At 61.7% G+C, this 26,509-nt stretch carries 30 protein-coding genes; 4 read left to right on the top strand and 26 right to left on the bottom strand.

Translation table 11 applies throughout. The features are described 5' to 3' along the window. The first annotated feature begins 47 nt into the window (after positions 1 to 47). Entirely contained in the window at positions 48 to 869 is an 822-nt protein-coding gene (locus FSY59_RS08450; protein ID WP_003057637.1) for a pyruvate, water dikinase regulatory protein, read from the top strand. Between the two features lie 67 nt (positions 870 to 936). Here the strand turns inward: FSY59_RS08450 and FSY59_RS08445 are convergent, their stop codons facing one another. Further along, the gene (locus FSY59_RS08445; protein WP_050873383.1) at positions 937 to 1,137 is read right to left on the bottom strand and encodes a DUF2892 domain-containing protein; all 201 of its coding nucleotides are present in this window, start codon (positions 1,135 to 1,137) and stop codon (positions 937 to 939) included. Between the two features lie 189 nt (positions 1,138 to 1,326). Beyond that, complete coding sequence (locus FSY59_RS08440) at positions 1,327 to 2,271, bottom strand: LysR family transcriptional regulator (protein ID WP_003057641.1); 945 nt, start codon at positions 2,269 to 2,271, stop codon at positions 1,327 to 1,329. Between the two features lie 190 nt (positions 2,272 to 2,461). Here FSY59_RS08440 and FSY59_RS08435 point away from each other — a divergent pair, with 190 nt between their 5' ends. Next, the gene (locus tag FSY59_RS08435; RefSeq protein ID WP_043371188.1) at positions 2,462 to 2,734 is read left to right on the top strand and encodes a DUF2798 domain-containing protein; all 273 of its coding nucleotides are present in this window, start codon (positions 2,462 to 2,464) and stop codon (positions 2,732 to 2,734) included. A gap of 88 nt (positions 2,735 to 2,822) precedes the next feature. On the opposite strand, the gene FSY59_RS08430 is transcribed toward FSY59_RS08435, so the two are convergent. The 8 genes from FSY59_RS08430 to ahpC all read right to left on the bottom strand — a co-directional run bounded on the left by FSY59_RS08430 (position 2,823) and on the right by ahpC (position 12,176). Then, a complete protein-coding gene (locus FSY59_RS08430) occupies positions 2,823 to 3,647 on the bottom strand; it encodes a heme ABC transporter ATP-binding protein (protein ID WP_148728786.1) in 825 nt (274 codons plus the stop codon). Beyond that, on the bottom strand, positions 3,644 to 4,768 hold the full coding sequence (locus FSY59_RS08425) for an iron ABC transporter permease (RefSeq protein ID WP_003057644.1): 1,125 nt from the start codon (positions 4,766 to 4,768) through the stop codon (positions 3,644 to 3,646). The genes FSY59_RS08430 and FSY59_RS08425 overlap by 4 nt, the downstream gene beginning before the upstream one ends. Continuing rightward, positions 4,768 to 5,652, bottom strand: a complete 885-nt coding sequence (locus FSY59_RS08420) for a hemin ABC transporter substrate-binding protein (protein WP_043371186.1) — start codon at positions 5,650 to 5,652, stop codon at positions 4,768 to 4,770. The genes FSY59_RS08425 and FSY59_RS08420 overlap by 1 nt, the downstream gene beginning before the upstream one ends. Next, positions 5,649 to 6,761 (bottom strand): hemin-degrading factor, encoded by a 1,113-nt coding sequence (locus FSY59_RS08415; RefSeq protein ID WP_003057646.1) that lies wholly within the window; start codon positions 6,759 to 6,761, stop codon positions 5,649 to 5,651. Before FSY59_RS08415 ends, FSY59_RS08420 begins: the two co-directional genes overlap by 4 nt. Then, complete coding sequence (locus tag FSY59_RS08410) at positions 6,758 to 7,153, bottom strand: hypothetical protein (RefSeq protein WP_003057648.1); 396 nt, start codon at positions 7,151 to 7,153, stop codon at positions 6,758 to 6,760. The genes FSY59_RS08415 and FSY59_RS08410 overlap by 4 nt, the downstream gene beginning before the upstream one ends. 71 nt (positions 7,154 to 7,224) lie before the next feature. Continuing rightward, complete coding sequence (locus tag FSY59_RS08405; RefSeq protein ID WP_148728785.1) at positions 7,225 to 9,477, bottom strand: TonB-dependent hemoglobin/transferrin/lactoferrin family receptor; 2,253 nt, start codon at positions 9,475 to 9,477, stop codon at positions 7,225 to 7,227. A gap of 391 nt (positions 9,478 to 9,868) precedes the next feature. Further along, positions 9,869 to 11,425, bottom strand: a complete 1,557-nt coding sequence (ahpF, locus tag FSY59_RS08400) for an alkyl hydroperoxide reductase subunit F (RefSeq protein WP_043371183.1) — start codon at positions 11,423 to 11,425, stop codon at positions 9,869 to 9,871. Positions 11,426 to 11,600: 175 nt separating this feature from the next. Beyond that, a complete protein-coding gene (gene ahpC / locus FSY59_RS08395) occupies positions 11,601 to 12,176 on the bottom strand; it encodes an alkyl hydroperoxide reductase subunit C (protein WP_003057651.1) in 576 nt (191 codons plus the stop codon). Positions 12,177 to 12,556: 380 nt separating this feature from the next. Between ahpC and bfr the strand changes: the two genes are divergently transcribed. Then, positions 12,557 to 13,033 (top strand): bacterioferritin, encoded by a 477-nt coding sequence (gene bfr / locus FSY59_RS08390; RefSeq protein ID WP_003057652.1) that lies wholly within the window; start codon positions 12,557 to 12,559, stop codon positions 13,031 to 13,033. 66 nt (positions 13,034 to 13,099) lie between these two features. Here the strand turns inward: bfr and FSY59_RS08385 are convergent, their stop codons facing one another. The 15 genes from FSY59_RS08385 to FSY59_RS08315 all read right to left on the bottom strand — a co-directional run bounded on the left by FSY59_RS08385 (position 13,100) and on the right by FSY59_RS08315 (position 25,015). After that, on the bottom strand, positions 13,100 to 14,056 hold the full coding sequence (locus FSY59_RS08385; protein WP_003057653.1) for an alpha-E domain-containing protein: 957 nt from the start codon (positions 14,054 to 14,056) through the stop codon (positions 13,100 to 13,102). After that, positions 14,050 to 14,196: an alpha-E domain-containing protein gene (locus tag FSY59_RS08380; RefSeq protein ID WP_003057654.1), complete on the bottom strand. Its 147-nt coding sequence runs from the start codon at positions 14,194 to 14,196 to the stop codon at positions 14,050 to 14,052. The genes FSY59_RS08385 and FSY59_RS08380 overlap by 7 nt, the downstream gene beginning before the upstream one ends. Beyond that, positions 14,196 to 15,656: a circularly permuted type 2 ATP-grasp protein gene (locus FSY59_RS08375; RefSeq protein WP_003057655.1), complete on the bottom strand. Its 1,461-nt coding sequence runs from the start codon at positions 15,654 to 15,656 to the stop codon at positions 14,196 to 14,198. Before FSY59_RS08375 ends, FSY59_RS08380 begins: the two co-directional genes overlap by 1 nt. A gap of 161 nt (positions 15,657 to 15,817) precedes the next feature. Next, positions 15,818 to 17,425 (bottom strand): DNA internalization-related competence protein ComEC/Rec2, encoded by a 1,608-nt coding sequence (locus FSY59_RS08370; protein ID WP_255439258.1) that lies wholly within the window; start codon positions 17,423 to 17,425, stop codon positions 15,818 to 15,820. Further along, positions 17,422 to 18,033: a recombinase family protein gene (locus tag FSY59_RS08365; protein WP_148728814.1), complete on the bottom strand. Its 612-nt coding sequence runs from the start codon at positions 18,031 to 18,033 to the stop codon at positions 17,422 to 17,424. The genes FSY59_RS08370 and FSY59_RS08365 overlap by 4 nt, the downstream gene beginning before the upstream one ends. Before the next feature lie 668 nt (positions 18,034 to 18,701). Beyond that, positions 18,702 to 18,992: a hypothetical protein gene (locus FSY59_RS08360; RefSeq protein WP_057092287.1), complete on the bottom strand. Its 291-nt coding sequence runs from the start codon at positions 18,990 to 18,992 to the stop codon at positions 18,702 to 18,704. Beyond that, positions 18,989 to 19,858 (bottom strand): zonular occludens toxin domain-containing protein, encoded by an 870-nt coding sequence (locus tag FSY59_RS08355; protein ID WP_148728784.1) that lies wholly within the window; start codon positions 19,856 to 19,858, stop codon positions 18,989 to 18,991. Before FSY59_RS08355 ends, FSY59_RS08360 begins: the two co-directional genes overlap by 4 nt. A gap of 1 nt (position 19,859) precedes the next feature. Continuing rightward, the gene (locus tag FSY59_RS08350; protein WP_145914920.1) at positions 19,860 to 20,180 is read right to left on the bottom strand and encodes a hypothetical protein; all 321 of its coding nucleotides are present in this window, start codon (positions 20,178 to 20,180) and stop codon (positions 19,860 to 19,862) included. A 3-nt stretch (positions 20,181 to 20,183) separates the two neighbouring features. Continuing rightward, positions 20,184 to 21,665 carry a hypothetical protein gene (locus tag FSY59_RS08345; protein WP_148728783.1) on the bottom strand — a complete coding sequence of 494 codons (1,482 nt, stop codon included), beginning with the start codon at positions 21,663 to 21,665 and terminating at the stop codon, positions 20,184 to 20,186. A gap of 60 nt (positions 21,666 to 21,725) precedes the next feature. Further along, positions 21,726 to 21,974 carry a hypothetical protein gene (locus tag FSY59_RS08340; RefSeq protein WP_148728782.1) on the bottom strand — a complete coding sequence of 83 codons (249 nt, stop codon included), beginning with the start codon at positions 21,972 to 21,974 and terminating at the stop codon, positions 21,726 to 21,728. 655 nt (positions 21,975 to 22,629) lie between these two features. After that, the gene (locus FSY59_RS08335) at positions 22,630 to 23,706 is read right to left on the bottom strand and encodes a hypothetical protein (protein WP_255439257.1); all 1,077 of its coding nucleotides are present in this window, start codon (positions 23,704 to 23,706) and stop codon (positions 22,630 to 22,632) included. Between the two features lie 226 nt (positions 23,707 to 23,932). Then, positions 23,933 to 24,193, bottom strand: coding sequence for a hypothetical protein (locus FSY59_RS08330; protein WP_057092281.1), 261 nt, complete (start codon positions 24,191 to 24,193; stop codon positions 23,933 to 23,935). Next, positions 24,193 to 24,501 carry a hypothetical protein gene (locus FSY59_RS08325; protein WP_148728781.1) on the bottom strand — a complete coding sequence of 103 codons (309 nt, stop codon included), beginning with the start codon at positions 24,499 to 24,501 and terminating at the stop codon, positions 24,193 to 24,195. The genes FSY59_RS08330 and FSY59_RS08325 overlap by 1 nt, the downstream gene beginning before the upstream one ends. Further along, a complete protein-coding gene (locus tag FSY59_RS08320; RefSeq protein WP_148728780.1) occupies positions 24,501 to 24,695 on the bottom strand; it encodes a hypothetical protein in 195 nt (64 codons plus the stop codon). Before FSY59_RS08320 ends, FSY59_RS08325 begins: the two co-directional genes overlap by 1 nt. Before the next feature lie 11 nt (positions 24,696 to 24,706). Then, positions 24,707 to 25,015, bottom strand: a complete 309-nt coding sequence (locus FSY59_RS08315) for a single-stranded DNA-binding protein (protein ID WP_046460948.1) — start codon at positions 25,013 to 25,015, stop codon at positions 24,707 to 24,709. A 123-nt stretch (positions 25,016 to 25,138) separates the two neighbouring features. Here FSY59_RS08315 and FSY59_RS08310 point away from each other — a divergent pair, with 123 nt between their 5' ends. Beyond that, positions 25,139 to 25,435 (top strand): YdaS family helix-turn-helix protein, encoded by a 297-nt coding sequence (locus FSY59_RS08310; RefSeq protein ID WP_148728779.1) that lies wholly within the window; start codon positions 25,139 to 25,141, stop codon positions 25,433 to 25,435. On the opposite strand, the gene FSY59_RS08305 is transcribed toward FSY59_RS08310, so the two are convergent. Beyond that, positions 25,377 to 26,318, bottom strand: a complete 942-nt coding sequence (locus FSY59_RS08305) for a ComEC/Rec2 family competence protein (protein ID WP_255439256.1) — start codon at positions 26,316 to 26,318, stop codon at positions 25,377 to 25,379. The two genes, FSY59_RS08310 and FSY59_RS08305, sit on opposite strands and share 59 nt — an antisense overlap. Positions 26,319 to 26,509: the final 191 nt, after the last annotated feature.

Below are 26,509 nucleotides of genomic sequence, written 5' to 3'. Positions count from 1 at the left end.
GGGCATGGCATTGCCAGCCCCGCCTCCACCTAATCACTGCGCGCACCATGCATACCCATACGATTTTTGTCATTTCTGACGGCACAGGCATCACGGCCGAGACCTTCGGCACGGCCATCATGGCCCAGTTCGAGAGCAAGCCGAGGCTGATTCGCATCCCCTTTGTGGACTCGATGGACAAGATTCATCAGGCCGTGCGCCAGATCAACCATGTGGCCGAGGTGGAGAAGCGCAAGCCCATCATCTTCACCACCCTGGTCAATCAGGAGATGCTGGAATTCCTTGAAGCCAACTGCAAGGGCAAGCTGTTCGACATGTTCGGCACCTTTGTGCGCCCGCTGGAGGTGGAACTGGGCCAGAAGTCGCTGCACCGCGTGGGCCGCTTTGCCGATATCAGCGAGAGCAAGGAATATCTGGAGCGCATGGAGGCCATCAACTACACGTTGGCTCACGATGACGGCCAGACCCATGCCGACCTGAGCGGCGCCGACGTGATCCTGGTGGGAGTGAGCCGCTCGGGCAAGACGCCCACCAGTCTGTACCTGGCCATGCAGTTCGGCCTCAAGGTGGCCAACTATCCACTGATTCCCGAAGACTTCGAGCGCAAGCAGTTGCCGCCCGCGCTGGAGCCCTACCGCAAAAAGCTGTTTGGCCTCACGATTCAGCCCGAGCGCCTGTCCAGCATCCGCAACGAACGCCGCCCCGACTCCAAGTACGCCAGCCTGCCCAACTGCCGCTACGAGGTGGCCGAGGCCGAGGCCATGATGCGCAGAAGCGGCATCGAGTGGCTGTCCAGCACCACCAAGTCGATCGAAGAGATTGCCACCACCATCTTGCAGGAAGTGCTGCCCCAGCACCTGGGCCACTGAAGGTTGACGTCACCCGGAAAGGCCCGACTTGTTCGCCTGGGCCTTTCGAGGGTGAGCGACCGGCGGCCTATTTTTTTCGCGCATCCAGCGGGCAGGTGTTCATGCCCAGCGGCAGATACAGCGGGCAGAAGCGCAGCAAGCCGGTGGCCAGGGGGATCACCCCAAGCCATCCCCACCAGCCAATGATGCCCATAGCCGCCAGGACGATGAGGACCAGGCCCAAAGCGATACGAAGCATGCGGTCCAGACCGCCGACATTGAATTTCATGCTGACTCCCTGCTTGGCAGGCATCCGGAGGGAATGCCTGATTCAATCTATTAATAAATAGTATATTTTTTTATAGATTGTCATCAAGAGCCCCTGGCGCTGCAGCGCACCACAAACACTGCTTTCTTGCGCCAGCGCAAACAGCCTGGACCGCAAGAGCCGGCCGACCCCAGGTGCACTTACACCACCTCAGTCTGGCAAGGGCCAGTTCAGCTGCGCCTGCTGCGGCAGCACCTGCAGCAGATAGTCCACCAGCGCGCGGACCTTGGCGGGCACATATTGGCGGTCCTTGAAGCAGGCGAAGAAGTCCAGCGGAACATCCTCGAACTGCAACTGGCCCTTGCGCGCCGGCTTGAGTGCCAGCGGCACCAGCCGCCCTCTGCGCAGCTCCTCATGGACGATAAAGCTGCCGGCCCAGGCGATGCCGCCACCGGCAGCGGCGAACTCCACCAGGGCATCGATATCGCTGCCGATGGCCGCAATCTTCTGCTGCGGATCGGTGCGCTGGCCATCGCGCAGAAAGGGCCAGCGCATGAGCCGGCCGTCGCGCTCGCGCCGATACAGCAGACAGGCATGCTCGAGCAGCTCCTGTGCCGTCTGCGGTCTGCCGTGCTGCTGCAGATACTGGGGCGAGGCACACAGAATGCGCGGCGCCGAGGCCAGCAGCCGCACCGACATGCCGGGCTCCAGCACATCGCGGTAGCGCACGCTGATGTCCACGTCTTCCTTGAGCACGTCCACATGCCGGTCCGTGATCAGGAGCTCCAGCTCCAGCCGCGGATGCAGCGCGGTAAACGCCGGCAGCAGCGGCGCCAGCATATGGCGACCGAAGGCGGACATGCAGGCAATACGCAAGCGGCCTTGCAGCTCTCCATGAATCAGCGAGAGATCGGACTGGGCTTTTTCGAGCTCGCCGAGCACCGGAGCAACGCGCGCCAGATAGCGCTCGCCGGCCTCGGTCAGGGCCATGGACCGGGTAGTGCGGGTAATCAGCCGCGTGCCCAGTTCGCGCTCCAGCCGCGCGATGTTCTGGCTGGCGGCAGCGGGCGAAATGCCCAGCTGGCGCGCGGCCGAGGCGATGGAGCCGCCCTCCAGCGCTTTGACAAAAGTTTCTATGGCTCGCAGATTCGGCATATCTGCGAATGTATCCCCAATTGCATTCGAAAGTTCTGCTTATGAGTTCCACAAGTCCCGGGCCTCTACCGCAGGCCGCCTGTGGTGCTTACAGTTCAACCCTGTTTTCCATCCATGCATTCGGCCCGAACCGCTGGCAGCGCCCTACTCCCGCCGCGACAACGCGGAATGCATTTCCGACATCGCTTTCATGAATTCCTCCACCAGCTCTTCCCCATCCAGGCTTTCGACGTTCAAGCTGCACCGGCGCTACACGCCATTTGTCTTTGCGTTTTTCATGGCCGGCATCATGGCCTTCCTGATGTGCTGCACCATCGTGGCGGCCAATACCGGCTTTGATGCCGGCTACGTCCGTCGCGTATTCAGCGCCTATGCGCTGGCCATGCCGGTGGCGTTCTTCTGCGTGATGATGGTGCGACCGCTGGTACTCAAGCTGGTTGCGCTGACGGTGCATACACATTGACAGCCAGTGACAGCCAGGTCATTAGCTATTGAATTTGAAGCAGCCTGCGTATGACTGGCTTCAGAATTCAATGCAATCTTCTGAAATCTCAAGCAGGTAAAGCGGTATCAGCTACAAAAATATATTGCAATGCACCGTCGCTGCTGCGCACCGGATCGCACTGCATGCCCCAGACCTGGCGCACCAGCGCAGGCTGCAGCACATCCAGCACCGCGCCGTGATGCACTCCGGCATCACCGCCCAGCACCAGCACATCGTCGGCATAGCGCAAGGCCAGGTTCAGATCGTGAATCACCGCCACCACCCCTGCGCCCTGCTGCCCGGCCCACTGGCGCAGCAGGCGCATGGCATGGTGCTGATGGGCCAGGTCGAGAGCAGCGGTGGGCTCGTCCAGCAGCAGCCAGCGCGCCGCGCCGTCGGCGGGCGGCTGCCAGATCTGTGCCAGAGCCCTGGCCAGATGGGTGCGCGCCCGCTCGCCGCCCGACAGCGTGTTGATGCTGCGCTGCGCCAGATGATCGACCCCGGTCAACTCCATGGCCTGCGCCGGAATCTGCGCCTCCCCGGTGCCGGGCTGATGACGATGCGGATAACGTCCCAGCTCCACCACCTCCTGAGCTGTGAAGTCAAAGGCCACGCTGCAATCCTGGGGCATGACGGAGCGACGCCGTGCCAGACCCTCCATCGCATGCGCGTAAAGCGCCTGCCCGTCGAGCAGGACCTGCCCCGACTGCGGAGCGCGCTCGCCCACCAGCATGGACATCAGCGTGGACTTGCCGGCGCCGTTGGGGCCGAGGATGGCGGTAAAGCGCCCGGCCGGAATCCGCACATCCACCGTCGCCAGACGCGGCCCCTTGGCTACGCCGACGCCCAGATTGCGGCATTCGAGGCTGGACAACCCTTGGTGCGCACTCATACCTTGCTCCTGAACTGGCGCAGCATGGCCAGAAACAGCGGCACACCGATAAACGCGGTGAGCACGCCCAGCGGCAGCTCGGCCGGCTTGACGATGGTGCGCGCCACGGCATCGGCGCTGACCACCAGCGCCGCCCCCAGCAGAGCCGATCCCGGCAGCACCACGCGATGATCGGGACCGGCAATCAGCCGCACCCAGTGCGGCGCGACCAGACCGATGAAGCCGATGATGCCGGTGGTCGCGGTCACGGCGCCCACGGCGAGCGCAGCCACCATCACGGCGCGGCGCTTGGTTTTCTCGACGGCCACGCCCAGCAGATTGGCCTGGGCTTCGCCAAGAGCGATCGCATTCAGCGGCCTGGCCAGCGCCAGCGCCGCCGCCGCGCTGACGGCCACGGCCGCCGACACCAGGGCTACCGCGCTCCAGCGCGAGGCGCCCAGGCTACCCAGCAGCCACATCTGCAGATTGCGCAGCTGCTCGTCCGTGGACACAAAACTCAGAAAGCCCAGTCCGGCACCGGCCAGCGCATTGATGGCAATGCCGGCCAGCAGCATCAGGCCGATGCGGGTCGTGCCCTGGACCTGACCCAGCACATAGACCACCGCGGTCACGGCAAGGCCGCCGCCAAAAGCCATGGCCACCAGGGCCCAGCTGCCCAGATGACGCGGCAGCCAGGGCAGATACAGGCCGCCCAGCACGATGGTGATGCCGGCGGCCAGCGCCGCGCCGCTGCTCACGCCGATCAGCCCGGGGTCGGCCAGCGGATTGCGAAACAGCCCCTGCATCAATGCGCCGGCCAGCCCCAGTCCGGCGCCGGCCGCCACGCCCATGAGCAGGCGAGGCAGGCGGATATTGAGAAAGACCAGATGTTCGGGCCCGGCTTGCACATCGCCGCCCCAAAGGCTGCGAACTCCGTCCCAGACGATGCCGGGCAACTGCGCAGGCGCAATCGCATAGGCACCGCTGGCCGCACCCCAAACCATGGCCAGCAACACCAGCGCCAGGCCCAGCAGCAGCGTGGCACTGCGGCTGAGCCGGCCGGCCGGCGTGCGCCAGCGGGATGGAGTCGCGGACGCGCCCGGCACCGGCTTGGTGCCCATGACACCAGACAGCCCGCTCATCAGGCCACCCACTGCAGTGCGCGCATATGCAGAGCCTGCACGGCACTGGGCAGGCGCGGGCCGAAGCCCAGCAGATGGCTGGCTTCCAGCGTCACCAGCGCCTTCTTGGCAAAGGCCGGCGTCAGGGCCAGCTCGGGCCGCTTCCAGAAGGCGGCCTCGCCGCCCAGAGCCTCGATGCCCTGGGTGGTGTTGATGATGACTTCGGGCGCGGCGCTGGCCATGGCTTCGGCGGTCAGCGGCTTGTAGCCGTCGAACTGGTCGATGGCATTGACGCAGCCCGCGTACTGGATCAGCGCATTGGCTGCCGTGCCCCTGCCCGCCACTTGCGGACTGCCGCTGTGCGAGAGCACAAACAGCACGCGCGGCTTGCGCTGGGCCTTGGCCACCTGGGCCTGCACACTGCTCCACTGCGCTTCGAGCTGGGCCAGCAGTTGGTCGGCCTCGGCCATGCGGCCGGTTTCGCGGCCCACGACCTTGACCTTTTCCTGCACTTCGGCCCAGTTGTGCCTGGCCGCAACCAGCGATACACGCACGCCCGCCTGGCGGATCTGATCGAGCACCACGGGCGGACCGGCCTCGCTGGTTGCGATCACCGCATCGGGCTTGAGCGAGAGCAGGCCTTCGGCCGAGAGCTGGCGCACATAGCCGACCTTGGCGGTTTTTTGCGCCGCTTCGGGAAACAGACTGGTGGTGTCGGTTCCCACCAGCAGGTTCTGGGCATTGAGTAGATAGACCACCTCGGTCAATGCGCCACTGAGAGACACCAGCCGTTTCGCTCCAGACGCGGAAGCGGCGGTCTGAGCCAGGGCCGGCAGGGCCGTGCCCGCCACAGCCGCACCCAGCCACTGCAGACCCTGGCGCCGGGAAATGCTGGCCGTGCTCATGCAGCCTCCGCCACGGCTGCCTTGCGCGGCAGGCCGGCCACCAGATCGCGCCAGCCTTGCAGCTCGGGCTGACCAGGCTTGCGCTCGCCAAAGAACATGGCCATGTTGTTGCCTTCGGCATCAAAGGCCTCGACCGAGGTCACCACGCCATCGCTGGTGGGTTTGCGCACCACCCAGACATTGGCGATCAGGTCGGTGCGCAGATGCAGGTTGAAGCCCTTGTCCAGCACATTGATCCAGCGCACGCCATCCTTGCCGTCCATGGGCTGAATATTGCTCACGGGGCCGGTGTGGATCTGGATGCAGCCGCTGCTGCCCACAAACACCATGATGGAGACGCCGTCCACCGCCGCATCGCCCAGCAGCTGCGCGACTGCGTCGGTGCTCAGGCGCTCGCAGTACTGGGGCACCAGACGGAAGGCCTGCTGGCGCTCGGCTCCGAACCTGCGCAGCATCTCGAAGAACTCATGGGTGTCCTTCATAGCGGTCCAGGCCTGGCTCAGCGCGGGCACGTCGATCTGGGCGTCAGCCTTGATCGCGGGCTTGGCCGCAGGCTCGCGGAACACATAGCCTGCCGACGGCTCGGCAAAGCGCTCGACCAGCGCATTCCAGGCCGCCATGTCCGTGCCCTCGCGTGCAAACACCTTGTGCACGGCACGGCCGGCCGCGTCATAGAACTGCAGGCTGCGCATGGCGGGGCGGCCGCCATTGGCGGACTCCTCGGTCACGGCAAAGCCGGCATGCCAGTGCATGAAGAACAGGCGCAGATCGATTTCCCGGCTCAGCGCCAGACCGACCGGCCCCTGGGCCGAGACGTTTTGATAGATGCCGTCCTTTTCATGCACGGTGGATTCGTTGCGCGTCAGCGCCATCACCGGGCCGCAGGCCTCCAGGGCCTTGAGGATGTCCAGCCATTCGGCGCGCAGCGGCAGCGCCTGCAGCGCGCGCTCATGCTCGCCGCCATGTGCGGCAATCACAGCGCCTTCGCTCAGCTGCAGGGCTTCGGCGGCATCCTTGGCGCGCAGGCCTTGCAGGCGTTTCTGGGCAAATTGCTCACGAATCTGCACGGCGGTCATGGTCTGGATTTCAGGGGAAGTGATGGCGTTCATTGCAGGGTCTCCGGGCTGTGATGCCAGTGTGGTTGTGGGTTGGAAAATTCGTCATCGGAACGGGGAGCCGAAGCCTGGGCTTGGACTTCGGAATCAGTCTCGGACTGGGCCAGCACCTGGGCCACGGTGGCCCAGCGCTGCCCCAGCCGCTGCAGAAAGTGACGCATGTCGTCAGAGCGCTCGCTGCCGTCCAGGCCTTCGGTCATGCGCACCAGCTGGTCCGCCACGCGCTGGGCCATGGGCGCGCGGTGCACCGCACAGCAGCCCTGGCTGAAACCGGTCATCAACGCCAGCACCGTGGCCAGCTGGGCTTCGCCCTCGGTCAGCAGATATTCCTCATCGCGGCTGCCAGAGGCACTCTGGGCATTGGCGGTGTTCTCATAAACAGACATGGCACACTCCCGCAGTTTTTGAGTCAAACAGATCTCAAGCGCTTACCAAACAAGCGCTTTCAGCTACAAAATCAGAAGTCCTGAACCAGGGACACACGCACATAGCGGCCGGCCTGGCTATAGGCATCGGCAATCTGCGTGGTGTTGGTCAGGCTGCGCACATCGGACCAGCGCCAGTACTTCTTGTCGGTCAGGTTGTAGACGCCCACGTTCAGGCGGGTGCCGGGACGGATGCGCCATTGAGCGCTCAGATCCAGCACCGTGGCGCTGGGGCTGAGCCAGGCATTGGCCGCTGCATCCCCGGCCTTTTTGCCGGCCCAGTGCGAGGCGCTGAACTGCACGCCCACATTCGAGCGGTCGTAGCGCACGCCCAGCACCAGTTGCTGCGGCGAGATGGTGTCCACGGGCAGGTCGGTGCTCTTGTCCGTGCCCTTGGTGTAGCCATAGGCGGCATTGGTGCGCCAGTCGCCACCGGCAAACTTGCCCCAGTCGTAGTCGGCCTTGAGCTCGAAGCCGCTGATATGCACGCGATTCAGGTTGACGGACTGGAAGGTGGCCGGATTGTTGCGGTCACCATAGTTGCCGGAAACCAGCACCTGATCCTGGATGAAGTCCTTGTAGCGGCCCGTGAAGACTGCGGCATCAAGTCGCAGCGCATTCACGCGGCCACGCAGGCCCAGCTCGAAGGTATTGCTTTTTTCCGCCTTGAGATCGGGGTTGGGAATGCTGCGATAGAAGGCCAGCGGGTTCTCGAAGAAGGCATTCACCTGGCCTGCATTGGGCGCGCGGAAACCGGCGGCATAGTTGCCGTAGACCGACCAGGCATCGTTCATCTGGAACATGGCGCCCAGCTTGGGGGAGACGGCAGAGTCCGAATTGCTGACCACCGTGCCGCCAAAGCCCTGCTGCTTGGGCTTGATGCTGTAGTGCTCGGCCCGCAATCCGGGCGTCAGGCTGAAAGCACCATAATGCAGCTCGGCCTGGGCAAACAGCGCCGTCGAAGTTTCCGTGGTGTCGGGGAAGCGCTTGAGCGGAAAGCTCTCGCCTGCCGGTGGCGTGATGCCGTTCTGCTCGTTGACCACCTTGCCGCGCAGATAGTCGACGCCATAGCTGAACTTGCCGCTCAGGCCATTGCTCCAGCGCAGCGTCTTGCCGGCCTGGGCATGCAGTTGCAGCGCGTCCTCGTCATAGGTCACATCACGCTCGCGATAGGCCAAGGGCGGGGTGCGGGTTTCGGTCACGAACTCGCGCGAACTCGTGCTTTGATAGCTGGCCATCAGCTTGAGCTCGTCGGCCAGTGCCGTATCCAGCTGCTGCCACTGCCCCTGCCAGGTAGCGCGCCAGCGCTTCATCGAGGTGTTCGACTTGGAATCCGTCACCGTGGCGCTGCGTGCCGACAACAGGTCATAGTCGGCTCGCTTGTCCACGCCCTCCAGGACGAACACATGTTTTTGCACCGCCGATGGCGTGTAGACCAACTTGCCCAGCAAAGAATGGCTCTTGTCCGTTTCGGGGTTGGGCGTGGTGCGCAAAGCACCTACGCTGTTGTTACTGCCCATGTTTTCCAGCGCACTGGAGCGGCCCATGCCGGCCGACAGCAGCCAGCTCCATTCCTGGCTGGCACGGCCCGCCAACGTCGCCCCCACGCGCTTGCCGTTGTCAGATCCGTCATAGCTGGCCGAGACGCGACCGCCAATGGTCTTGCCGTCCTTGAGCAGATCGTCGGGCTGCACGGTGATGAAATTGACCAGGCCGCCCATGCCGTCCGAGCCATAGAGCGCGGGCACGGCGCCGCGCAGAATCTCCACGCGCTGCACCAGACCCAGATCCAGATAGTCACGGCCAAAGGCATTGGCGCTGAAGGTATAGCTGCGCGGCAGGCGCACGCCATCGACCAGCATCAGCACACGGTTGCCTTCCAGGCCACGGATATTGAAGCCGCTGTTCTGGTCACGCCCGGTAGGAGAGCCGGCCAGTGTGAACCGCGCCGGACTGCGCGGCACGGTCACATTGGGCAGCTTGGCTGCAAGCTCGCGGATGTCGCCGATCTGCTCCGCCTCCATCTGCTTGGCATCGATGACGTCCACCGTCATGGGCAGGCTGTCGGCGTCCTGCTCGTCGCGCGAGGCACTGATGACCACATCGCGCAGCACGGGCGTGCTGCGGTCGGCACGGGCCGCCGCGACCTGGACGGATTCGGAGGATTGCTGCTGGGCCTGGGCCGAGATGGCGGCGCAGGCCAGTGCGCTGGCCAGCGCCAGCGGGCGGAGATTGGAGCGTGGCGCCAGCGAGGCGCGGGCGTGCAAAGCGGTGGCGGAAGCCATACCAGAAACCCTCTTTATTCATAGAAATGGAAAAGAGCTGGCTTCTGATAGGTACGTCAATGGCCACAGGTCGAAACGTCAGAGGCTTCGCGGCCTGTAGCTGGCACGGCATTGGCTGGCTGAATGGCGCTCAGTATATGCGAATAATTCTCAACCGCAAATAACTTCGTTACAAACCGGGAATTGCGTCCTGAAGTAAGGCTGCAGCTTGCATCGCTGCCTGCTTTCAGGGCTGCGATGTCCCCAATCCGGTGTGTTGAACGCCAACGTTCAAGTGACGACCCAGGCGGCAATGTCACCCTCTTCGCGGCCATTCAAAAGCAGAAAAGGACTGCCGAAGCAGTCCTTTTCAATAGCTGCCAACGCTTGCCCCGCAGGCGTTGAAGACCGTTCAGTGACGGATCAGATGATCAAAGGCCGACAGTGCTGCGGTAGCGCCAGCACCGGCGGCGATCACGATCTGCTTGTAAGGCACCGTGGTGCAGTCACCGGCGGCGAACACCCCTGGCAGATTGGTCTGCCCCTTGGCATCCACAATGATTTCGCCAAACTTGCTCAGCTCCACCGAGCCCTTGAGCCATTCGGTGTTCGGCACCAGGCCGATCTGCACAAACACGCCTTCGAGCTCCACATGGTGCTCGGTGCCCGTTGCCCTGTCCTTGTAGCTCAAGCCGTTGACCTTGCCGTTGGCACCGGTGATCTCGGTGGTCTGCGCATTGGTGATGACCGTCACATTGGGCAGGCTGTGCAGCTTCTTGACCAGCACGGCATCGGCCTTGAGCTGATCGGCGAACTCCACCACCGTCACATGAGCCACCAAACCCGCCAGGTCAATCGCAGCTTCAATGCCGGAGTTGCCGCCGCCGATCACCGACACGCGCTTGCCCTTGAACAGCGGACCGTCGCAGTGCGGGCAGTAGGCCACGCCCTTGTTCTTGTACTCGGCTTCGCCAGGCACGTTCACATTGCGCCAGCGCGCACCGGTGGACAGGATCACGGTCTTGGCCTTGAGCGAGCCGCCATTGGCCAGTTGCACCTCCACCAGACCGCCGGGCTGCGCTGCGGGAATCAGCTTCTCGGCGCGCTGCAGGTTCATGATGTCCACGTCATAGGCGCGGGTGTGGGCTTCCAGGGCCGCAGCGAACTTGGGGCCGTCGGTTTCCAGCACGGAGATGTAGTTCTCGATCGCCAGCGTGTCGTTGACCTGACCGCCGAAGCGCTCGGCAGCCACGCCGGTACGAATGCCCTTGCGAGCGGCGTACACAGCGGCTGCCGCGCCGGCAGGGCCGCCGCCGATGATCAGCACGTCGAAGGCTTCCTTGGCCGACAGCTTGGCGGCGTCACGCGAGGCGGCACCGGTGTCCAGCTTGGCCACGATTTCCTCGATGCTCATGCGCCCGGAGCCGAACACGCTGCCATTCATGAACACCATGGGCACGGCCATGATTTCGCGCTCGGTCACTTCCTTCTGGAAGGCGCCGCCTTCGATCACCGTGGTCTTGACCCTGGGGTTGAGAATCGCCATCAGCGACAGTGCCTGAACCACATCGGGGCAGTTGTGGCAGCTCAGGCTCATGTAGACCTCGAAGTTGAAGTCGCCATCGAGCGCCTTGATCTGGTCGATCACGTCCTGCTCCACCTTGGGAGGATGGCCGCCCGTCCACAGCAGGGCCAGCACCAGCGAGGTGAATTCATGGCCCAGAGGCAGACCGGCAAAGCGCAGCTGGGTGGCTGTGCCCTGGCGCTGCAGCGTGAACGAAGGCTTGCGGGCATCGCTGCCGTCGGTGCGCAGGGAAATCTTGTCGCTGCGCAGGGACTGGATGGTTTTCAGCAGATCGTGCATCTGTGCACTGGTCTCGCTGTCATCCAGAGAAGCCACCAGCTCAAACGGCTGCTGCACGCGTTCCAGGTAGGCGGCGAGTTGGGCTTTGAGTTGATCGTCAAGCATGGTGGATTCCTTTGAATTTAGAGTTGTTGATGCAATGCAGCAAAGTGCTTTTGAGGCCTTTGCCCGCCCATGAAAGCAAAAACTGGGCGAAAAAAAGCCGGACGGACGGGCAGTACGCGCCTGAACGTCGTCCGGCTTTCAGAGCGCTTGCACGCTCAGCCGATAGATATCAGGCTTAGATCTTGCCGACCAGATCCAGCGAAGGAGTGATCGTGCTGGCGCCTTCCTTCCACTTGGCGGGGCACACTTGGCCAGGGTTGGCAGCGGTGAACTGGGCAGCCTTGAGCTTGCGCAGGGTTTCGGACACGTCACGAGCGATTTCGTTGGAATGCACTTCCATGGTCTTGATCACGCCTTCGGGGTTGATCACGAAGGTGCCGCGCAGAGCCAGGCCTTCTTCGGGGATGTGCACGCCGAAAGCGTTGGTCAGCTGGTGTGTGGGGTCGCCGACCAGGGGGAACTTGGCCTTGCCCACTGCGTCGGAAGTTTCGTGCCACACCTTGTGCGAGAAGTGGGTGTCGGTGGTCACGATGTAGACCTCGGCACCGGCCTTCTGGAACTCGGCGTAGTTGTTGGCTGCGTCTTCGATTTCGGTGGGGCAGTTGAAGGTGAAGGCGGCGGGCATGAAGATCACCACAGACCACTTGCCCTTCAGGCTCTCTTCAGTCACGGTGATGAATTCACCCTTGCCGTTGCGGTTCACATAGGCTTCGGTCTTGAAAGGTTGAACTTGAGTGTTGATCAGAGACATTTGCTGTTTCCTTGTGGTTGGTGTTTGAAGACAGGATGAAGTTTAGAGCGGCCCGCTTAATAAAACCAATCGATTGATTTCATTAAATTGATTTATAAAACCTATCAGACCAGAGTCCCGGCTTCTGAAGTCAAGCCGCACCGCTGTGCAGCTCGGCTTTCTATTGTGGGCCGAAACCAGGCAGTTCCAGCCAATAGTCCTTCAATCGCGCTCATAGCTTTTGTTGTCATCACTGCGTCAAAGCTGGGAAGCGAACCCCAAAGCTAAACGAGAACGCGCATCAGATGCAGCCAATTCGAGCGGGCATGGGCTTTGTTTGATTTGCCTCATAAAGCATGGACAATCGACGCGAACAACAACTGCCCGAGAAGGAGTCCCCCATGAAAGGTGATGCACAAGTCATTTCCTGGCTGCAAGCCCAGCTCAAGAACGAACTGACCGCCATCAACCAGTACTTTGTGCATTACCGCATGTACAAGCACTGGGGCTTCGACAAGCTGGCCAAGAAGGAATACGAGGAATCCATCGGCGAGATGAAGCATGCCGACGCGCTGATGGACCGCATCTTCATGCTCGACGGCCTGCCCAATCTGCAGGATCTGGGCAAGCTGCAGATCGGCGAGGACGTGCCGGAAGCCCTGGCCTGCGACCTGCGCCTGGAGCAAGCCGCGCAGCAGACCATCAAGGACGGCATCGCGCACTGCGAATCCGTGCGCGACTATGTGTCGCGCGATCTGCTGCAGAAGATCCTGGACGACACCGAAGAGCACATCGACTTCCTCGAAACCCAGCTCGACCTGATCGACAAGGTCGGCACGCAGAACTATCTGCAGTCGCTGATGGGCGAGATCGAGTAAGTCCGGCTTCGCGTCGAAAAAACAAAAGCGGCCTCAGGGCCGCTTTTGTTTTGAGCGCCGCCTGTCTCAGGTCGGCATCAGGAAGTCCCTGCTGATGCCCGAGCCCAGATCGTTGACGCGGTCGAGGAACTGCGTCAGATAGGCGTGCAGACCGGTGGTCAGGATCTCGTCGATGCGGCCGTACTGCAGATCGGCCAGCAGGCGCCCGGCCTTGCGCGTGGTTTCCTGCGAATGATCGTTGGCCACCCGCTCCAGGTTCTTGACCACCTCATGCATGCTGGCCAGCAGCGAGCGCGGCATGTCGGCGCGCAGCATCAGCAGCTCTGCCACGCGTTCGGGCGTGATCACATCGCGATAGACCTTGCGGTAGACCTCGAAGGCCGAGACGCTGCGCAGCAAGGCGCTCCAGTGATAGAAGTCGAAGTTCATCAGGGCGCGACCGCGCGGCATGCCGTGGTAGTCGCGCTCTATGGAATGGAACTTCACATCCAGCAAGCGCGCCGTGTTGTCGGCCCGCTCGACAAAAGTGCCCAGGCGCACAAAGTGCAGCGCCTCGTCCTTGAGCATGGTGCCCAGCGACACACCGCGCCACAGGTGCGAGCGGTATTTGACCCATTCGAAGAACTGCGCCGGATCCTTCTTCCAGGCATCCTTGCCGAAGTGGCGCTGCAGCGCCAGCCAGGTCTGGTTCTGCGTTTCCCAGGATTCCGTGGTCAGCGCCCCGCGCACGGCACGCGCGTTCTCGCGCGCCGCCTTGAGGCAGGCAAAGATGGAGGACGGATTGGCCTCGTCCGACACCATGAACTGCAGCACGGATTCACGATCCACCACCGGAAACTGCGCCTTGAAGGCCGGGATCAGCTCGCTGATGGACAGCACGCTCTGCCAGCCACGATGGGCATCGTGGATGGCCTGCGGCAGCATGGCGGTTTCATAGGCAACGCTGAGCATGCGCGCGGTGTTCTCTGCCCGCTCGGTGTAGCGGGACATCCAGTAAAGATGATCGGCGGTGCGGCTCAGCATAGGCCCTCCTTGGGCAGGGAACCCCGCACGCGCTGCACGCGCACGCCGTATTCTGTTGAAAAAATGCTTGCAGCCTTTTTTTCTGCCCGCCCGGTGCAGCGGGACATCCAGTACAAATGATCTGCGGTACGTGACAGCATCAATGGCCTCCCTCTTGATCTTCCAGCACCCAGGTGTCCTTGGTTCCCCCGCCCTGGGATGAATTCACCACCAGCGATCCCTGCTTGAGCGCCACGCGCGTCAGTCCACCGGCCACCATATTGACATCGGTGCCCGTGAGCACGAAGGGCCGCAGGTCGATGTGACGCGGCGCTATGCCTTTTTCCACCATGGTCGGGCAGGTGGACAGGGAGAGCGTGGGCTGCGCGATATAGCCCGATGGATTGCCGACCAGCATCCGGCGGAAGGCTTCGATCTCGGCCTTGGTCGCCGCCGGGCCGATCAGCATGCCGTAGCCGCCGGCACCGTGCACCTCCTTGACCACCAGTTCATGCAGATGGTCGAGCACGTATTTGAGGTCGTCCTCCTTGCGGCACAGCCAGGTCGGGACGTTCTGCAAAATGGGCTCCTCGCCCAGATAGAAGCGGATCATCTCCGGCACATAGGGGTACACCGATTTGTCATCGGCCAGGCCCGTGCCCACGGCATTGCAGATATTGACGTTGCCAGCGCGGTAGGCGCGCATCAGGCCCTTGCAGCCCAGCGTCGATGTGGGCCGAAAGACTTCGGGGTCGAGAAAATCGTCGTCCACGCGGCGATAGATCACATCCACACGGTGCAGGCCCTGGGTGGTGCGCATATAGACCACGTCTTTCTCGACCACCAGATCCTGCCCTTCGACCAGCTCCACCCCCATCTGCTGGGCCAGGAAGGCATGCTCGAAATAGGCGCTGTTGTACATGCCCGGCGTCAGCACCACCACCGTCGGCTCCAGCACGCCCGACGGCGCGCTGGCACGCAGGGTGTCGAGCAGCATGTCGGGATAGTGGGCCACGGGCGCCACGGCGTGCTTGCCGAACAGCTCGGGAAACAGGCGCATGGTCATGCGGCGGTTCTCCAGCATGTAGGAAACGCCCGATGGCACGCGCAGATTGTCTTCCAGCACGTAATAGATGCCGTTGCCCTGTTCATCGGGTGCGCGCACGATGTCGATGCCGGCAATATTGGCATAGACATCGTTGGGTACCTGGATGCCTTCCATCTCTGGCCGGTACTGGCTGTTGCCGCGCACCAGCTCCGTCGGAATCAGTCCGGCGCGCACCATGTCCTGGCCATGGTAGGCGTCGCGGATGAAGCAGTTGAGCGCCTTCACGCGCTGGGCCAGACCGGCCTGCATGCCGGCCCACTCATGCGCCGGGATGATGCGCGGGATCAGATCGAACGGAATCAGGCGCTCCGTACCGGCACCGCTCTCGTCCTTGTCGCCATAGACGGCAAAGGTGATGCCCACGCGTCGAAACACGATTTCCGCCTCGGCACTGCGGGCACGCAGATAGTCCTGCGGTTGCTTGCCCAGCCACTGCGCATAGTCCCGATAGTGGTCTCGCACCGCTGCACCTTCGGCGGGCGAGTTCAGATACATCTCATCGAATGTGCGCATCCTGTCCTCCCTATTTCTGCCATGGCCTGCGCATGCAGACCACGGGTTTCAGTTTAGCGACGCCGCGCCAGGCAAGCTGCCTGGCAACGCGCACGCAACCTTGCATCTCAGCCTCCGCCCCAAGGGCGGTACAGCATCAATGCAAGCCCCATGCCAGTTTCTCAGGGCGGGCCCGTCGAAACCGCATGAACATCCCAATAATGCGCCCGAATCAGGCGCTCGCATTCCAGTTTTTCCGGCTTGGCAGAGCTCCAGTAGGCCGCACCGCAGCGATCCTGTGCCACCAGCTGGCTGCCCACCGACCGATAGCGCTGCACCACGGCCGCCACCGGGTGCCCGAAGCGATTCAGATAGCCCGCCTGGACCACCGCCCAGCGCGGGCGCAGCGTGCCGACCCAGGGCTTGGTCGACGAGGTCTTGCTGCCATGGTGCGGCACCAGCAGCCATTCCACGGGCTCGTCCAGATGGGTCTGCAGCAACTGCTGCTCCTGTGCAGCCTCGATGTCTCCGGCCAGCAGGGCCACCTGGCCTCTGGCCGAGCGCAGGCGCAGCACGCAGCTGCCGAAATTGGGCCTGGCCTTGCGGCCATTGAGCCAGGCCTCTCCTGCTGGCGGGTGCAGCACTTCGAACGTCACGCCATCCCATTGCCAGTGCTGCCCCTGGGTACAGCGCTGCACCGGAGCCAGGCCCGCCAGTTGCGGTGCCTGGATCACCGAGTCCGAACCCCAGACTCTGGCACCGGGCTGAGCCGCCTTCACGGCCAGGGCTCCGCCGGTGTGGTCCATATCGCTGTGACTGAGCATCATGGCATCGAGCTGCATGCCCTGCGCGGCCAGCAAGGGCAAGAGCACACGCTCACCGGCATCGCTGTGGCGGCCGTACTGCGGCCCTGCGTCATAGAGCAGACGATGGCTGGCAGTGCTGATAATGACGGCATTTCCCTGACCGATATCCGCCGCCAGCAGCTCGAACTCGCCGACACGCGGCCGTGCCTGAGGCCAGAACAAGGCAGGCAGCGCGAACAGCGCGGCCACCAGCCGCAACCGCCCCGGCAAGGGCGCGATCACCAGCAGTCCGGCAGCTATCGCCAGCGCGCTGGCCCACCAGGCGGGCTGCGGCAGAACCCACACCGCCCAGGGCAGCGCAGCCAGCCACTGCAACAGACCCATCAAGGGCAGCATGGCGACAGCGGCAGCGCTTGCCGCCATGGGCAGCGCAGCCGCGAGCAAGGCCAGCGGCGTGACCACCAGGGTCACCCAGGGAATGGCCAGCAGATTGGCCAGCAGTCCCACGACGGACACCTGACCGAACAGCAGCAGCCCCAGAGGTGCCAGGGCCAGGGAGATCAGCCATTGCTCACGCCACAGGGCATGCAGCTTGGCCATCCAGCGGCGCACAGCGCTTTGTCCCTTCGCATCCGCAGCGCCCGAGCCCGAAGCCAGCAATACCCCGACCGCGATGAAACTGAGCCAGAACCCGGCCTGCCACAGCGCCCACGGGTCGGCCACGACAATCACCGCCAGCGCCAGCAGCCAGACACAGGCCCAGGGCCAGCGCACACCCAGCCATTGCAGCAGCGCCACCACGGCCAGCATGCAGATCGTGCGCTGCGCGGGCAGCCCCCAGCCGCTGAACAAGGCATAGGCGGTCGCCAGCATCACGCCCACGGCCAGGGCCGCACGCGGGGCCGGCACCCAGCGGCAGGCGCCGGCACTGAGCCTCCACAAGCGGCCCACCAGCAAGGCGGCCAGCCAGGCAAACATCGTCACATGTGAGCCGAATCATCATCAAGGTACTGACCCAGTACAGGCATCTTCTTTCGAGCAGACCGGCCAGTAATCAGACGCTTAGCAGTGGACGCATGAACGCCAAAAACCTTGCCTATAGCCGGATAGGTATATTCCCCAGTAGCGTATAGCTCTCGCATCTTCTCCACCGTTTCAGGAGGGGTAGCGTGCTTGCGTCGACCAAGCGGCACCCCACGTCGATAAGCAGCCAACTGGCCCGCGACAGTTCTTTCCCTGATGATTGAGCGCTCAAGCTGCGCCACTGCACCAAGAACTTGCACCATAAAGATGCCAACTGGCACCGAGGTATCCAAAGGCTCTGTAAGCGAGCGAATATTTGCACCAACAGCTTGCACACGCTCCAGGATAGAGAGCAGATCCTTCAAGGAACGCGCAATGCGATCCATCTTGTAAACGACAAGACAGTCCCCTTTAGACAGCGAAGCAAGAAGCTTCTGCAGCTCAGGGCGCGACCCCACAGAGCTAGTTTTCTCCTGATAGATGACCTCTACGCCAGCCTTGTTTAGCGCGTCTATCTGCAGGTAAGTTTCCTGCTCCCTTGTCGAGACGCGAGCATATCCAATCAGCACTTTTCTCTCCCTTGTTTCGATAGCTGTGATGCTATTGAGATAGCTATTTTGCGAAGCCTGGATTAGTCGAGCAGCTTCTCTTTTCATAGCAATAATGCTGTGCAGCGAAATGAGCACAATCACTTGCATGGGGTAGAGCGCCTTCGGCGGGATACCGGTTTCTCAGGGCGAGTGATCCACCCGCATTGGTTCGTATGGGACACGCCTCCCGTCTATGTGCTTCGCCTTGCGAGGGCTGCGGGACGCGGCATGCTGATGGAATTGCGGTTCTAACTGGGCTAGCACCGGCGCGCTGCCTGGCTGCCCGCATCTTGACGTCCGGTCTGTCGCGCGGCATGAGGCGAACTGCGATTGCCTGCCACCCAAACGAGGCATGCGCGCACATGCTCCTGTTTCCCAAAGACCGTTTGAGCTGGGCCATGCCCAGACCCTCCCCTCTCCTCACTGAACGCCCTGCTTTCATGCTCCGGTTTCACCGTGAAGACTGTTCCAGTCTCCCCAGCGAAATCCTCCCATGACCGCTGACAACCAGGTGCTACCGCCTCCCGGCAGAGCACCTCAACGGCCAAGCCTATTCAGGCACCGGCCCTGCGGTTTCCCCGAGAAAATCTTCGATTTCCCCGAGCAAATCCTCAAGCCTCAACGCCCACTGCATCAGGCGCTGAGACTCACCGCTCAATGAGCCAAGGAATGGGTGGTTTGACAAAAGGCGCAGGTTCGAGCTCACGCCGCTTGGGCTTGACTGCGATCGCTTCCAGGTCGCCCCCGGCCAACTTGACTGGATTGGGCGCCATGACCGCTTCGCAGATCTGCGGTGACTGATCCACACGCTTGCCAGTGGCGGTAAAGCAATGGCAGGTCTTGGCGGACTTTATGCACCCCGAGGGCGGCTCAGCTTGCGCCAGTTGCAGCAGGCCCAGCACGAGCCACACGGCAAGGACGATGCCTATCGACTTCATGCCCTCTCCTGCGCTTGCAGGTGGCGGCGGGCTAGCTCCAGCTTCCTGTCAGGGTCCATGTCCACATCGCGCAGCAGTGTGATGGCGCGACCCGGTTGCCGCGGCACGGGCCTGACCAGTGGCGGAGCGCGAAATCTCCCGAGAAAGGTCTCCAACCTTTCACGAAAGATCTCGCCAGAGGTTTTGCGGCGCTCAAAGTCCCATGGCACAAGCACGCTGTGCGGGCCATGCGCGTAGTCACTGGTGAAGATTTGACGCGTGTCATAGGCGGCGTGCAGGTGGTCTCCACGGTAGAGCCACTTTTCCGCAATGATCGCGTTCTGACCATAACCCGTCCTGGCCGTGACCGTATGCATTTTGGGCAGGTAGCCCCAGGGCTTGTGCATGAAGCCCAGCAGCTTGCCGATGAACGGTATGCGAACCCGCGAAAGGTTCATGCAGCGGCACTGGTACTCAATGAGGGCCTCGCGCACCTGTTTGTCGATCATGGTGGCGTCCTGGACGATCAGGAAGACGTCCCAGCCGTACTTGCGCGCATGGATCAACCAGTCGATCACCCCAGCCCGGCTCTTGTCCTGGAATGAGCGCGAATTCAGCCAAGTGCCCAGCTCGTCCAGGATCAGCACACCATTGCGGCTTTCATCGTAGGTGTCCGGGTTTCCGTGGCCCGCCGCAAGAAAGTCATCAGCCGTGGGCTTGTCAGGCAATCGCACATAGCTACATGCCTTCCACGGATTCAAGATCTCCGGCTTGAGATCCACATTGGATGCCACACGGCGACCAGCAAGCAGGGCCTGCTCTGCCTGATACACCGCGAACTTGGTTTTGCCCGTACCGAGCTTGCCTTCAACGCTATAGACCGCCATGTCACTTCCCTATGGCGATTTTCATCAGGTTGCCGACGTACTGAGCGCCAGCCACGCAGGTCCAGTAAGCGCCGAGGCCGGCCAGGACGGTTCCAGCAATGGGCGGGAACAATAGGCCCAGCAACTGGCCGTAGGCACTCATGAAAAGCGCCTCAAGCCAAGGCACGATGATGGTGCTGAAGTAGATCACGCAGGCCGTGTAGATCGTCGCCAGCGACATGACCGCAGCCACACGCATGGCAAGACGCACACCGACCAGGGCCACCAGGAGGTTGTAGACCCCCATACCGATAGACCCAATAAACGCCGCAAACACTGGCATGGCTTACCCCGCTTTCGCAAACACGTTGCGCCAGAAAGTGCCGATGGCACCGAACAAAGCCCCGCCCACCCAGATCATGGACATGATGTCGTGAAAGATGGGCTGGAACTGACAGACGTCAATCTCTTGTAGGAACGGCGAAAAGGCTGGAATGCTCAGAGGCGCGCAGCCAGATGGAAGCCTAAAAGTCCAATTGATCGTTGGAAAGCTGGGGAGGACGGACTTCGGATCCTTGAGAAAGTCGTCAAGTGGCTTATGGACACGCTCGGCATCATCCTGAGCCGTGTCCTTCACAGGCTCTGGCGTGCCTTTTTCCTCGATACGGCAGGCAGGCGTATTGGGAAGGCCACACACCAAAAAATCGCTCTCAGGATCCTTCTGAGTCGTGTCTTCAGGCTCTGCAACGCCATCAACCACACGCTGCTTTGTTTCCGTAACCGTAGACTTCACCTTGTTATCGGTATAGTCCAGGCCGACCGTTTTTTGCTTGGTTTCAGTGACTGTCTGAGTTTGACCAGGTGCACCAGGCTTAGGCTCTGAAAACGTTCTAACTGTCGGCGTTTCTTGAATCTTGAATGGCCCAACAATGTTAGGTTTTTCAGTTTCAATCACAGGCTCAACACGTGGATCTGCAGACATTTCCGCAAGAGCGCGAGTTGCAGAAGTAGGCCAACCATCGCGGGCTGCGATTGAATCGAGCAACTGCTGCTCAGTCATGACCTTATAGGGCCTCTTATCGGTGCACTGGTCATCCACGATGAACATGCCAGGAATGCACGATGTATTGCCGCCGCGCGTGATATTGAAGCGCACCGCTTCGGGCCGCCACCCATATGCCAAGCCCTCATAGACACACTGCTTTGCACCTGGGCCGGTATCGACCACAGTCTGCGACTGGACGGTCATGTTCAGATAGCCATAGGATGCGTTCCACCATGCGCGGCATGCTGCATTTGGCCCTTGAGAAGGCGCAATATTGGGACTAGCAGACCAGTAAAAGCCGTCTGACACGTCATATTTAGCGTCAGGGTCATCGACTTCTGCCTGCAAAGAGCCGTCCTGAGCGAGCTGGACGTTTTTCAGCCCGTAGTCAACCAAAGCATCGACAGCGATGCCGCCAATGACACCACCACCAACACGACCCGCAAGCTTTGCAGAAAGAACCAGCGCACGCAAAGCAGAGCGCTTGTTGATTGGAACCTTTACGTCCACAGGAACAGTTTTATTAGTCCCTGCAACAGGTAGATCTGCACGCCCAACGTAAGCTGGCTGACCGCCCGGCGCAGCTACCCCCATATTGCCTACGGTGTGAGCAGGTGCAGTGCCTAAGTGATTCGCAGATGTCGCTACTGGCTGACCGTTACCGCCAAAAGTGACCGTGGTGCTGTTGCCGACGACAGTGCCCATGAAGGCGTCAAATTTTGCATCGGCTGCGTGAGCAGCCAGGGCACTGCCCAGCGCAACGGCCAAGAGAAGTTTTCGCATAGTGGCCCCTTTCCAAAGGGCTGCACGCAGCCCGATGGGAAAAAGCCTCCCAGCGCCCGATTAAGAGGCGCGAGGGATCTTCTTCACATACTTGATTGCAACGAAGAACACCACAGCGACAGCTGCGAGACCGACCAGCGATGCACCATAGCCACCGACCTTGCCCTTGACTTCAGTCATGGCAGCGTCAAAAGGGTCCACGGCCTGTGCATTGGCGGCCATAGCCACAGGCAAAGTCATCACAGCAACGCTCAAGCGCGCTGCGTTATCACGCGCCAAGCGGCGCAGGTTTTGGAGCTTGTCTTTCATTACGAGAACCTTTCTTTCAACGGGTAAACGCCCGCACGTTGCGCGATATGCGCGAAAACTAAACGACGTCTCGAATCTTTCGGACCCACGCGACGGTCTGACCGACTCCGTAGCCCAAAGCCCATACGCCGAAGCAACTGACAACGACATAACCAACCTGTTCAGCAGTCACAGCTTGTTCCCCGAGTTAAAGCCGTGGAGGAACACCAGCACCACGGCGATCACGACAAGAACCTGAAGAACGTGCGACGAGTTATTCCAGTCCATGAACCCACCTCACTCGGTATTCGTACCAGCGGCCATCAGCCTCAAGAGCCATAGATGCAGAAGCACACGCGAGAAGCAAAGCGAAGGCAATGACCCAGTAAATGACTCTCATGCGGAGACCTGCCTCTCCCCCACCCCCGGCCCAGCCCGCTCGCCGCGTGCAGGGCCGGGAGCAGTGGAGAGGCGTTGCATCGCCGAATGCGCAGCAGCACGCTGGGCAGCAGGCACGCTAGCGACCGCGAGGGCCACGCACTCGGCCTGGGACTGATCGCGCTGGAGCGAATTCCGCAGCCAGCGAAGCTCAAATAGCGTCTCAACAATTCGCCACACCGCAAAGCCGGTAACGCCACCGATTGCGCCCACCAGAAAGACAAAACCGATAAACGACTCATGCGACACAGGCAACCTCTTCTTCAAAATTGACCCACTCAAACGGCCCACCCACGTTTTCCAGCCTTCTGGGGGTAGTACGCACGCGCACAAATCGGGTGAAGCCGCCGCCCGTTGGCACGAACTCAGACCGTAGGAGTTCCCCGGTCTCAGCATTGAGATAGCCGCCTCCCGGCGCAGGTCTGAACTTGTCCCTGATCGAAGCATTGCCCTGCACATACGCAGGCCACAGAACCCAGCGACGGCAACCACGGCCAACCTCATCAAGCCCACCAACACCACTGATGCGGGCGCCGTGAGGAAACTTCCCTTCTGATGTGCCTTTGCTGGCGTACTTCATGAGGTACGCAACGGGATGCGTTGCGCGTACCCGGTTCGACATGCCATGCGTCCACATAGGCGCTTGAAATGCGCCCTTCTTCTTCCAAGCGCTATCTGGCTTCGGAGGGGTCAGGCCGTTGTCCAGCCAGACACACACGTGGTAATGGATGACGCCGCGCTTTTGCAGCTCAGCGACCCAGACATAGCGAACCTTCTTGCAACCAGTGCGGCTGTAGTGCCACTTGCGCAGGCCATCCAGATACCGGCTGATGTGCTCTGCTCTCCAGTCGCGGTTTGTGCCGCGATAGGTAAGCGTGAGCATCCAGACGCGTTGGTTTTTCTTGCCCAGGTTGTGCAGGGCTTTGGCCGAGATACCCACGCTCTTTTGCATGCGCGTGATGCGGGCCTTTTGGTGGTCAATCTCTATGCTCTCTTGAGCCAAGAAATCAACAGCCGAAAGACCTGAATTTCCACTCTTGCAAGTTGTTGATAGTGAGACAAGCCCGCGCGCTTCGCGCGCTGCCTGCGCCTCGCCCAGCAACGCGGCCATGCGTGCATGCTGGACGCGCGCATTGGCCTCAGAACGGGCCACGTAGCGCGCACGAGCAGCCGCCATGCGTGGAGACACACCCTTGTACTGGACGTGCGCCCACGGCTCAAATTTCGACTCATCGAATTTGAATGGCCCCTGTGGCAGGGCTTCGACTCTTTGAATCCAGTTGGTCGTCACAGCACCCGCACTTCGATCAGGCATCAGAAGGCCCTCCGAAATGCAGCACGAGCGATCTGCTCGAGACGATCTGCCTCGCCCTTAGCAGCAATAGCCAGACTGCCCAAACGTTCAGACTCTGTACCGTCCCAGCCTTCATAGTGCAAAGCACGCTGGACGCACGCATACCAGTAGTCGTGAGCCGCTTGCCATGCCTGGAACTCAGCAGGCACGACGCGAGCACCGTCTGTCACAAAGAAATCGGCAGCCATCAGCGCACCCCCACTTCGATCAGGTACACCGCATGACGACGCAAAGCGCAGTGCGCTTGGTAGCACTGCTGGTCGTAGTCGGGCGGGAGGTTTTTGCGAGCTGGCGGGAAGTCCAGCTCATGGGCGCGAGCGCGCAGATAGTCGAGGTACTGCGCCCCATTGCTGGGGGCGTACTTGAGCCGATCAGGGGCTGGGGCAAGACGGCCAATATCCAGTGTCATGCCAGAACCTGGAGTGGCCTGAATGAGCGTGATAGCCATCAGAAGCCCTCCAGCCTGCGACTGGCGAATTCGTCCACCATCTGCAGAGAGCCGCGCAAGGCCATATCGCGCTTGCCTGCTTGCTCAATGCTGACCTGATTGAGCGTCAAGCGAAGATTGTTGTCTCGCTGCTGGGATTCAACGTACTTCTGAAAGTCGGCAATGCTCGGGCCAACCAAGCCGGACGACTGGAGCATGGCCCAGCCGGCAGAGCACGCACCGCACAGAACAAAAGCGAACGCCAATGGCATGAAAAGCCAGAAGGCAACACGCTCGCGCACGCGTTCTTCACGGGTGGTTTCAGCCATCAGAAGCCCTCCCCGCCGATTTCATGGTCACCGGCCCAGTACGAAACCTGGCTGTAGGTAACACCGTCATCAATGTGCAAAGTGACCGTCACGCGGTCAGCTTTGACGCCTGCTGGCTGATGCTCATTCCATGCAAAAAGGAGCGCCAGAAGCGCCCCCTGTGCCATGGCTTCGCGTACTGCGGTTTCGACCATGGTGCGACCCCTTACGCAGCGGATTGCGGCTTGGGAGTCAGCTTGACGAGCTTGGGCTGCAGAGCCAGATCGCCATTGCGCGAGACGTAGAACGACTCGGGTGCGAGGGTGTAGTCGCCCTCGGGATAGAACAGAGCTGCGCCCTGCTCGTTCTTTTCGAGAATGATTTCAGTCTTCTCGGGGTACGGGCTTGGCTTGCCGGAACGGTCGTAGGTGTGAACCCAGACGGTCTGAAAGTTGAGGTCGTAATCCTTGCCAGAGACTTTTGCCTTGCCGCGCTGATTGCGGACTTCGGTCGACTTCACCGAAATTTTGATCATTGATTGCTCCTGTTTAGAATCAAACAACTGCATGTATGTACACGCAAAATTGTTGTAACGAATGCTACAAGAGTTTTGCGTGTATTTCAACAAGAGTTTTTGGTGTACTAAAGGAGGCTAGAAATGCCGCTACGTGAGCTTGTCGAAAAGGCGATAGAAACCGCAGGCAGCCAAGTGAAATTGGCTGAAATGCTCGGTATCAAGCAACAGAACATAAGCGCCTGGAAAACAGGAGTCCGCTACTGCACAACAGCAACAAGAATTGAGCTGTGCAAGATCTCTGGCTATGACCTCAAAACAGCGCTGCTTGAGCAAGTCGTAGAAGACCTAGACACAAGCGACAAGATGCAAGCAGAAGCAGCTAAAACACTGAAGGCCGTGCTTGCGGCCTTTCCCAAAAGTGGGGTGCGCATATCGTGATGTGCAGGCCCGAGATGCTCATCAGATGCGCCACGCCCGTCTGGCGAAACAGCGTCCAGTCCTTGCGCTCTATCGCCTGCTGATCGCCCACGGCCAGCGCTGCCACCACGCCCAGCGCTGCCTGGGCACGCGCCGCATCGCCGCCGGGCAGCCAGCGCTGCAGTCGTCCCATCTCGTCCTGGATGCGATCGCGCAGCCACTGCCGCCAGCGCTGCAAGGGATGCCGGGCTGTCACGGCCAGCAGCTCGGGCGCGGGCTTGTCGCGCACATAGCCCGTGGCCTGCACGCCCTGCTCCCAGGCCAGCAGCTCATAGTCAAAGCCATGCGGATTGCGCGAGCCATGCGGGCGCTTGATGCGCACCGTCAGACGCCAGCGCTGACCGGGGCTCAGCGCCACGCCCTGGGCCCAGGCAGGAACCAGAGCCTGGCCGGCATCCGCCAGGTGCCCGAACGGGCCGTACCAGGACAGCTCCAGCACTTGCGGCACGCCGGCATCCGCGTGCTCCACCACAAAGCGCCAGCGCTGGCCGTTGGCCTGGTTCTGCAGCATCGAGGCAATGTGGCCCTCCACCTGCAAATCCACGGCCTCCAGCGCCGGGGGCAGGGTCTGCAGCAGATAGGCGTGGGCGCGCCAGCCCGTCAGCCCCGCCACACAGCAGGCCGCGCCCGTCAGCAGCAGCCACCAGCCCAGTCTCGGCCGGCCGCGCCATCTGCAAGCCAGCAGCAGCGTCAGCAATCCTAGGGCCAGTAACAACCGATAGAGCGCCAGATGCCAGAGTCCGGCCTGGGTCACCTGCCAGGCAGCGCCCAGCACACAGCCCCACAGCGGCGCCAGCCAGGACAGGCGGCGATGCGGAGAGGCGGAAGTCTGCTGGTGCGACATGCTGCCATGCTAGGAGCGAGGGCCTGCCCCCAGCATTGCGGCTATCCCTGCCCTGCTTGCGGCCCCAAAATCGCAGCGGATGCCGACTCTCGTTGCGCGAGCAGCTATCAATTCCACGACTTACGCAAAACGGGTTCAGGCATGACGGCTGCCTCAGGAGGCAGGCCGTTGCGGCCTTCTTGCTTGCGTAA

It is taken from the genome of Comamonas sp. Z3, from assembly GCF_008121565.1.
In the GTDB taxonomy this organism is placed as follows: Bacteria; Pseudomonadota; Gammaproteobacteria; order Burkholderiales; family Burkholderiaceae_C; genus Comamonas; species Comamonas brasiliensis.
Note: the sequence above shows the minus strand (reverse complement) of the source record. Positions and strands in the feature narration are given on the sequence as shown.